We start from the raw sequence: 7,515 nt of genomic DNA, 5'->3' as shown, positions 1-7,515 counted from the left end.
GCTAAGCAGTAATACGCAAAAAGCCTGCTTGCGCAGGCTTTTTGCGATAATTTCTATTAAAGCTTAAAAAGTCACCCAACTCACTTTCCAACTCTATCAGTCTGGCATTCCCACTTTATGCTCTCTTAATACTTTAACCCTGGGTCTGTATTCGCCCCATTTTAAAATAAAACAGTTTTTATTATTTTCTCATCCTTCGTATGATCAGTATCGCACCCAGCGCCAGCAACAGCCCCGGGATCACGTACACAAACACATACCAGATAATTTGCCCGGCACGCTTTCCCACAGTAAGCTTCATATCCTCGGGCACCGCCAGTCTCGTATACACAGGATATTCATTATACATCAGCCAGCTGTACATCCCGGTGCCTATCTGGTTGTACTTGTTTTCCGCGCCCGACATAAAGTCCGCATCGCCGGCAATCACAATCCGCTGTTCTTTGTTATTGATCTTCCTGGATAATTTCAAAGCCAGTATATACTCATCCTTCCTGATATCTCCATCACCCATTTCAAATACAGGAGCTGCCGAATCTGCAACGAACAAACCATTTTCGATCCACGCTTTTTCATTCCCCGCAACCGTTACAACAGGTTCAATCCTGAATCCGTCTTTTTCAAAATAGCTCAGATTGGTGGTGCCATTGAATACGGCAGCAGCCGGGAATTTACCGAATCGCTGATAGATCTGCATCTGTCTTTCCCTCGCCATATAGTTGCCAGCCTTTGTCATGGAGCTGCGGAAGATCTCAGACTCTGCATGTTTGCGGGGAGCAACCAGAATGCCATTGTCCGCATTCACACCCAACTGGTTCAGGATCGGATTCAATATGGCCTGCTTGCCAGGCTCTGCGTAAAAGATGGCATTCCCCCCTTTGTTCAGGTATTGCATGATCTTTTCTTCTTCCATTGCACTCAATGCAGAACGGGGATCGGCCACAACCAGCACATCAGTGTTTACAGGAATATCTTTATGTAAAAGAGAAACAGTATCCACATTTACGCCTGTATTGTCCAGTGCAGGCTTTTCATAAGTATCGTTGGTATGTATGCCGAAATCCCTTTGACCTTCACGCCAGGGACTTCTTTCAAAATGCCCCGTCACGAAAGTCACAACCGGCATACTTTCCCTCGTGAGCTTCCTGACAGCGCCTGAAACATTAGGCTCGGATGGCCATGGATCATTGGGCTTGAAAGTACGGAGGAAGGTTTTCTTTCCTTTATACTCCAGCTGCATCATCAGTCTTAAAGGCTCATTGCCAAAATCAACCATCTTCCGGATCTCTTCAGGTGAGTTGAAATCCTTCACATCCTTTTTAATCATCCTGGCATACGATCTCACGATCTGCTGTAAATTCTTGTTTGGATTCGCTCTGAAAACGTTACTGTCTCCCTCCTTCACATCATAATAATATACATAGTTGAATGTCAGATTAGGATAGAAGCGGATGTATTTTTCCCAGAAATCCCAGATATATTTATTGCGGCCTTCAGGAAGCCCATAGTTCATATTGGGCCCCACCAGGTTTGTATAAAGAGTAACGGTTACAGGAGAACCATCCAGTTCCTTGAGCACAGCCTGCGTAGCTGTGTCGATGGTATTCCGCTGGTCTCTCGTTACATCCAGGTAACCGATATAACCCGGACGTGAAGTGAAATAACCAACCGTCAGGATCATCAATACCCATACAAGATTCCTGGTAAATGGAACCGTCCATTTTACGGACTCCTGTTTTGTTTTCAATTTGAGTACAGCCAATCCAAGGAACAATACAATGATGAGGATAAAATAGATGAGGTCCCGCGTAGTGATCAGACCACGTACCATCGACATCGCCCTTCCATCCATCGAAAGGAACCAGGTAATATCACGCACCAGGTCATATTGCTGCCAAAGTTTGCCCATTTCACCCAGCACAAAGAATAGCACAAATGTGCCGATCCCGGCCATGATCTGGTAATTCGTCAGACAGGAAATGAACAGGCCGATAGCCAGGTAAGTACCCGACAGCAGCCAGAATCCCAGCATCATGGACATGAACCATTTGAACTCTGCATGTTCAATACTGAAATATCCTGTGAGCAGCAACAGCAGTACAGCAGACATCAGCACCAGGTTGTAAATCATAAGTCCCAGGTATTTTCCCGCAACAATCTCCCTGATCCGAACAGGTGATGAGCTCAGGAGATTCATAGAACCGGAATTCACTTCCCGGTTGATGGCACCCATGGTCAGCAACGGAATGAACAGGTACAGATAATGAAGAATTCCCGGAATGGTACCGCTGAACATCCTGTAGGTAAGAGGTCCCGGAAAACCAAGCCATTCAGGATTATTGGCCTTTTCAACCGCCTGCATTCTCGCCAGTTCCATGAGTGGCCTTACAAACTGCATCCCGGTAACAACAAAGAAAGTTACGAGGATCACCCAGGCAATCGGGGAGTAAAACAATGTTCTGAGCTCCGCCCTTGCGATTTTAAATATGATTTTCATTTCAATGATAATTAAGATTGATTTAGTTACCGATCATTTCGAGAATGCCTTCATTCCTGATGATCATCATACCCTGCCGGTCTTCGGTGATACCCTGTTCCAGGCGATAGGCATACTTTGGAACTGTTCCTTCCAATATTGTTGGCATATAAGCGAACTGAATATTGTTTTTTCCTTTCAAAGCCTCTCCTACTTCTATGATATGCGTGCTCACAATAAAGAGGCAATTCATATATTCCGAAAAAGATTCCGTAACGGCCAGCGTTCCATCGTAAGCATCTTTTACGTTTGTGCCTTTGAACAGTTCATCAAACATCAGCAGCAGGTGTTTTCCGGTAGCAGTGGCATCAGCCGCATTTTTCACACGCACTACTTCTGCATAGAAATGGCTGTAGCCAAGTGCAATATTGTCCGCCACATTGATGCTGGAATAAATACCTTCTCTCACAGAAAACTCCATCGATTGTGCAGCCACCGGAAATCCGATATGCGCCAGGTACATCCCAATACCAATGCTCTTCATCCAGGTGGATTTACCAGCCATATTGGCTCCAGTGAGGAAGATCACATTCCGCTGCGCCGCCATTTCAATATCATTGCCTCTTGCATTTTCTATGCAGGGATGCTTAAGATCGATAGCGCGCAGCGCATTCATTTCTTTCGGAAGGGCTATTGCATAATTAAGCCCTCTTGCTGCGGCCACATTACCTACTGCAATATTCACATCTGCTTCCGCAATGAAATCGAGTATGGTCCGGATCTCCTTACTGAGCCTGCCCTTCAGCAGATGATCATAGGCCGCGATGGTGCGAACAGGAATATCCGCATAGATATCCGTATCCAACACTCTGCTCATTTCCGCTGAACGCAGGATCTGTAACACTTCCGATGCCTGCTGCTGGTAAGGGCCCTGCATCGCGGCAAGTACGCTGGAAAAATCAAAGGATTTTTTCAGCGTAACGATGGTGGCCTGCAATCCCTGGATCAGCATTTTGTAGCGCTCATCGCGGGTGAGTGAAGACAATGTCTTTTTCATCAGGATGCCTGCCCATACCTGCAGGCGGTTATTATTTCCCACGGCATCCACATACTCCCGCATCAACACTACCTGCTGCGGATCGAAAGGGAATTGCAGTTTCGCTCCCTGGAAAAATTTAAATACAGCTGTTCGCTGATTGATACGCGCTGCATCCGTCAACGGTGTTCTGAACAGCTGGTCAAGCAATTGCTCACCACCACGGGTTTTCACCTGGTTGAAGAGGTAGTATACAGATCCCTGCCTGAACTTGCCCATGAGGTTCAGCTCATCCAGTGATTGTTTATCTATCGTAAAACTCATAATATATTTTTTTATTAGCGTGCACCCTGTGCTTATTCTTTCTTCCCGTTTTTCAATGTATCCAGAATACCTTCATTACGTATGATGATCATACCGTGGCGGTCATCGGTGATGCCCGTTTCCAGCTTGTAAGTATATTCAGGAACTGTTCCCTTCATGCGTGTGGGCAGATAGTGAAAGGCAATATTTGTTTTTTGCTTCAGCTCATCCCCCGCCTCTACTATATGGGAAGAAATAATGAACAGACTGGTTTTCTTTCCCGCAAAAGCATGGGTGATGGCTACCGTTCCTTCATGCGCATCTTTCACATTCGTTCCCCGGAACAATTCATCGAACAATACAAAAAGAGATTTGCCGGCTCCCAGTTCTGCAGCCACTTTTTTTACCCGTAACACTTCCGCGTAAAAATGGCTGGCGCCGATGCCCAGGTTATCCGGCAGGTTGATGGTAGTATAAACTCCATCCATAACCGAAAACTCCATTGATGAAGCAGCCACAGGAAATCCCATATGCGCAATGTAAACAGCAGTGCTGTAGGATCTGAGAAAGGTTGACTTGCCCGCCATATTGGCCCCGGTAAGAAACACCACCGATTTGCCCCCATGCATTTCAAGACTATTGGCCACAGGCTCTTTCAGCTCCGGATGATACACCCCTTCCACTTTCAGCACATTACTTCCTTTGGGCTTTGCCGCAGGAAAAACGAAATTTCTATTATTGGCCACGGCTGCCACAGCTATGAATACATCCAGCTGGTAAATAAAATCAAGCACTGTCATCACCTGTTGCCTGGCTTTTACCCTGAAGAGGATATCAAAAGCTGTCATAGCAGCGTATGACAGCTTTGATTTTGGTCTCTCTTTGAATACAGGCTGAAGGATGGGGTCTTGCAACAGGGTAAGGATGGCTATACTTTCCCTTTTCAACCGGTCGATTTTGGTAATATCGCCCTGTTTCAAAAATGTAAGCAACACATGCAGCAGTTCAATGATGGCAGTCACTCCGTTGCCAATTTCGCGTTCGCCCATAGTGGACCGCTGTCCATCTTTATTGTCATGCTCCTGGCTCATGTACTTCTCCACACTGTCAAGCAGCGCCGGCTCGAAAGGAAATACCGTTTTCATTTTTGCAAAAGTGCTGATGATCCCGATCCTCCCGTTGATGGCTTCCTCGTCTGCCAGTGGGTTTCTGAACATGCTTTCCAGCAGCAGTTCTCCGCCGCGTGTGGCTGCATTATTGTAGATATCGTAAATACCTTTTTGTTCTCTCTTAGCGAATAGCCTGAGGTCCTCGATGGTTTGTTCGTCCGTTTGCAGGAACATTGTCTGGTAATTTTCTGATGGTGATTATTTTCTTTTTCTCCGTACAAGCAGGATGGTGGCAGCAAGCAGCAGTACTGCAGGCACCAGGTATACATAGATATTCACCATGATCCCGGCCGTATTGTAGCTGATCCTGTACAGCCTGTCTTCCGGCAATTTCTTTACGGCATATACAGGATATCTGTTGTTCAATAGCCAGCTGTAAAATCCCTGTTTGATCCTTCCTGAACCAATCAATTTGGCAGACAGGAAGTCAGCATCTCCGGCTACGATGATCCGCTGCTCCTTATTGTTCACTTTCCTGGTGAGATTCACTGCGAGGGTGTACGTATCTTTTTGTACATCTCCTTCCTCCGGTGAGAACACCGGAGCGGCAGAATCGGTCACCAGCACTCCATTTTCGATCCAGGTATTTTTGCTGCCGGCCAATGTGAGTACAGGCGTTATTGTAAATCCATCCACTGCTTCGGCCTTCAGGTTTGCTCCACCTTCATGTAAGGCATACCCTCCGTAGATCTGAGGGCGGCCATACCATTGAAAAAATTTCCAGTAGATCTCGCTGGACATGTAGTTGCCTTCTTTGGTAAGTTTGGCTACAAATGAAGCCGGGCTTTCATGTGCATTTGGACTTACCACCGTTCCATTTTCTACCTGCACGCCGATCTTTTTCAGCACAGGTTCAAGAATGAATTGCTTGCCAGGCTCCGTCAGGAAGATGGCATTACCGCCGGCAGCGATATACTGATCGATCCGGTTCAGCTCAGCCTGGCTGTAAGGCGATTTGGGATCAGCCACTACCAGCAGATCAAGCCCCTGGGGAATATCTTTATCTGCAATGGAGAGCGTGTCTGCATAAACACCTCTGTTGATCATGGATTCACGACTATCCTTCCAGTTATGGAATTTTCCATAATCACGGCGGGTGAACCTGTCGGGGCTGCGCTCAAGATGTCCTGTAAGGAAAGTGGTCTTCACTTCCTTCTCTCTTACCAATCGCAGGAAAGAGCCTGCAATATGGGTGTCATCCGGCCATGTTTGTCCATCGTTATAAGCCCTCAGTATTTCTTTTTTCCCTTTATATTCCAGCTCCATCAAGATCCTCACATCTTCCTCACGCAGCGCTTCGATATTGGGCATTTCTGCAGGCTTTTTGAAGAGCGATAATCGTATGCCCAGGCTTTCAGCACGCAGCGCAGCAATCTGATCCATATTCTTTCCCGGATATTGCTTGTACAGCGCGCTGTCGCCCTTACTGATATCATAATAATACTCGTATCTGAATTTCATGTTGGGATAGAACCTCAGGTATCGCTCCCAGAGGTCTGTGATATACCTGTTCCTGTTTTGCGGAAATCCCATCATAGAGCGGCTTTGAAGCAGATTGGTATACAGCGTTACGGTAACAGGAGAACCATCCAGCTGCCTGAGCACATCCTGCACCTCAGGGTGTAAAGTGGAGATCTCGTTCCTGGTCAGGTCCAGGTAAGCAATATAGCCGGGCCTGGAACTGAAATAGCCCAGTGTAACCACTATCAGGAGCACAAGCCCGTACTTCGCAAAACTGACCGTCCATTTTTTCGACTCCTGTTTACTTTTCATTCTTATCATGGCAAATACCAGGAAGAGAAAAATTATGAGGAGGAAGTAGATGATATCCCTGCTGGTGAGTGTGCCCGATGTCATCGGGCCAAGTTTTCCTTTGATCGAGAGTGCATAAGTGAGATCGCGGATCAGATCGTACTGTTGCCACAGGCCCGACAATGCATCCAGCAGAAAGAATACGGCGAAGGTGATGGCTGCCGCCACTATCTGGTAATTGGTAAGAGAACTGATAAAAAGACCAATAGCAGTATATGCGTTCACTGTCAGGAACAGTGCCAGCAGCACACTCATGAACCAGCCCGTTTCCGGATTCTCCATGGCAAAACCGGCCGTTACCAGCACAATCCCGAAACCTAGGATCAACAGTATATTGAAGACAACCATTCCCAGGTATTTGCCCAGGATGATCTCCCTGTTTCTGACGGGAGATGAGTATAATAGCTTGATGGAACCACTGGTATTCTCCCTGTTGATGATGCCCATCGTAAGCAAGGGTATGAACAGGTATATATTGTTGAAAAGCTTGATAACAACCGGGGGCATCGCGTGCAGATACAAGCCTTCATTGAACCCGATCCAGTCTGGCCATGAATCGAGCAATTCTTCCTGGAGCAGCGTATCGGTTGCCAGTGGAATAAAGTAGATGGATGCCGCAAACACATAGAATACAATCAGAACAAACCAGGCTACCGGTGAATAGAAAAGGTACCTGAGCTCTGCCCGCGCTATTTTATTAATGATCTTCATGGTAACGG

4 protein-coding genes are annotated in these 7,515 nt (G+C 46.6%); all 4 read right to left on the bottom strand.

The features are described 5' to 3' along the window. Positions 1-181 precede the first annotated feature (181 nt). From ACTHMC_RS27855 to ACTHMC_RS27840, 4 genes are read right to left on the bottom strand one after another with little or no spacing between them, the layout of a single operon-like run. Positions 182-2,497 carry a Gldg family protein gene (locus tag ACTHMC_RS27855; protein ID WP_440418354.1) on the bottom strand — a complete coding sequence of 772 codons (2,316 nt, stop codon included), beginning with the start codon at positions 2,495-2,497 and terminating at the stop codon, positions 182-184. Positions 2,498-2,519: 22 nt separating this feature from the next. Further along, positions 2,520-3,836 (bottom strand): MutS-related protein, encoded by a 1,317-nt coding sequence (locus tag ACTHMC_RS27850; RefSeq protein ID WP_440418353.1) that lies wholly within the window; start codon positions 3,834-3,836, stop codon positions 2,520-2,522. A 32-nt stretch (positions 3,837-3,868) separates the two neighbouring features. Next, positions 3,869-5,158, bottom strand: a complete 1,290-nt coding sequence (locus ACTHMC_RS27845; protein WP_440418352.1) for a MutS-related protein — start codon at positions 5,156-5,158, stop codon at positions 3,869-3,871. 24 nt (positions 5,159-5,182) lie between these two features. Continuing rightward, positions 5,183-7,507 (bottom strand): Gldg family protein, encoded by a 2,325-nt coding sequence (locus tag ACTHMC_RS27840; RefSeq protein ID WP_440418351.1) that lies wholly within the window; start codon positions 7,505-7,507, stop codon positions 5,183-5,185. Positions 7,508-7,515 lie beyond the last annotated feature (8 nt).

Origin of the sequence: Pseudobacter sp. (genome assembly GCF_051955275.1) — a bacterium.
Taxonomy (GTDB): Bacteria; Bacteroidota; Bacteroidia; order Chitinophagales; family Chitinophagaceae; genus Pseudobacter.
The sequence above is the reverse complement of the archived record's forward strand: the minus strand, read 5'-3'. Positions and strand labels throughout refer to the sequence as shown.

Bases quoted from the DNA above. Each gene is read 5' to 3' on its own strand.
- ACTHMC_RS27855 (WP_440418354.1), bottom strand. From the start codon at position 2,497: ATGAAAATCATATTTAAAATCGCAAGGGCGGAGCTCAGAACATTGTTT.
- ACTHMC_RS27850 (WP_440418353.1), bottom strand. From the start codon at position 3,836: ATGAGTTTTACGATAGATAAACAATCACTGGATGAGCTGAACCTCATG.
- ACTHMC_RS27845 (WP_440418352.1), bottom strand. From the start codon at position 5,158: ATGTTCCTGCAAACGGACGAACAAACCATCGAGGACCTCAGGCTATTC.
- ACTHMC_RS27840 (WP_440418351.1), bottom strand. From the start codon at position 7,507: ATGAAGATCATTAATAAAATAGCGCGGGCAGAGCTCAGGTACCTTTTC.